Origin of the sequence: Achromobacter sp. Marseille-Q0513 (genome assembly GCF_018195695.1) — a bacterium.
In the GTDB taxonomy this organism is placed as follows: domain Bacteria; phylum Pseudomonadota; class Gammaproteobacteria; order Burkholderiales; family Burkholderiaceae_B; genus Achromobacter.
On the sequence record NZ_JAGTJY010000354.1, the window covers coordinates 1 to 1,669 of the forward strand.

The 1,669-nt window shown below is 68.7% G+C and carries 1 pseudogene; it reads right to left on the reverse strand.

The features are described from left to right. Window positions 1-1,669, reverse strand: a pseudogene (locus tag KDH83_RS30560) (hypothetical protein); the annotation flags it as partial.

Sequence of the window (1,669 nt, forward strand, 5' to 3'; positions counted from 1 at the left end):
GCGTCAGGGTGACGATCGCGCTGCCCGCGTCCGCGTCGGCAACGGTGATGCCGGTGATGACGCCGGAAATGTCTTCGCTGAAATTCAAGGTCGACGGCAGCGTCAGCACGGGCGGAATGTTGCCGTCCTGCACGGCGATGTCCTTGGCCGCGAGGACGCTGCTATTGACGCCGTCCGAAACCTGGATGCTGATCGAGCGCGAGGCCACGGGCGTGCTTTCGCCGGTATTGACGAAGGTGATCGCGCGTAGCGCCGCCTGCCATTGCGCGACCGTGGCCAGGCCGCCGGCGGACGTCAGGGTGAGGACGCCGGTGGCCGGGTCATAGAATCCCACGACGTTGCCCATGGTGGCCCCGTCGTTGACGAAGCCCAGCACATCGCCCGCTTGCAGGTTGCCGATGGTGATCCGGGCGCTGGCCAGCGTCGTGCTGTCCGGATCGGACAAGGTCAGGCCGGCGTCGACCGCGACGGCCTGCGAGCCGCCGCCCTTGCTGACGAAGGCGGTGGCGCCGGCGGACGGCGTCACGACGGGCGATGGATCGAACTGCTTGACCGTGATGGCGCGGGTGACGCTGTCGCTGTCGCGCGAACCATCATTGACCATGATGGAGATCGTGCGCGTGGCGGTGCTGGTGTTCGGATCGGTGTTGGTATAGCGGACCGAGCGCAGCGCGGCTTCCCATTGCGCCAACGAGGCGCCCGACGATGTCAGCGTCAGCACGCCGGCGCTGTACACGCCCGTGATGCCGTTGCCGGCGATAAAGGACAGCACGTCGCCGGCCTGGAAATTGCCCGTGATCGAAATGACGGCCCTGGTCAGCGTGGCGCTGTCGCTGTCGCTGAGCGTGATGCCGCCGTCCACGGCCACCGGCACGGACGCGGAGCCCTTGATGGTGAATTCCGGGTTTCCGGCGCTGGGCGTCACCACGGGCGCATGGGGCAGGGTGACGGTGGATGCCAGCGACAGGACGGCGGTGTCCGCGCCGCCATTGGCGGTGCCGCCGCTGTCGGTGACGCCGGTCAGCGTCACGACGCGGGTGCCGCCGGCGGCCGAGGCCTTGGCGTCCTGGTAGGTGATGCCGTTGAGCACGCCGTTGGCCGTGGCGGCGGCGATGCCGGTCGAACTGATGGTCACCGTCGCCGTGTTGCCGCTGACCGTCACCGTCACGGTCAGGCCCAGGCCGCTGGTGGTGAGCGTGGTGTTGTCGACCAGCGCGACGGTGGTGCCGTCGATCGTCAGGCTTTCGCTGGCGCCATCCGCCAGGCCCGACACGGTCAGGGTCATGAGCTTGATGTTCTGCCCGGCTTCGCCGGGGTCGATGCTGGCGCCGCTGAACAGCGCCACGCCCGACCCGCCCGGCACATGCACCGGGTCGCGCGGCGTAACGGCGACCGTCGGCGCGTCGTTCAGCGCCACGATGTCGATGCTGACGATCGCCATGGCGCTGGCGCTGCGGCCGTCGTAGATGCTGATGGCAACGGTGCGGGTGGGGGTGTAGGGGTCGTTGCTGGTGTTCTTGTAGGTCAGCGCCGACATCAGCAGGGCCACGCGGGCCGGCGTCGCGTTGGCATTGAACGTCACGATCACGTTGTGCCCATTGGCGCCGTCGCCATTGGGGGCGATCACGCCGATGGCCACGCCGGCCACGGTCACCACGCTGCCCACGTT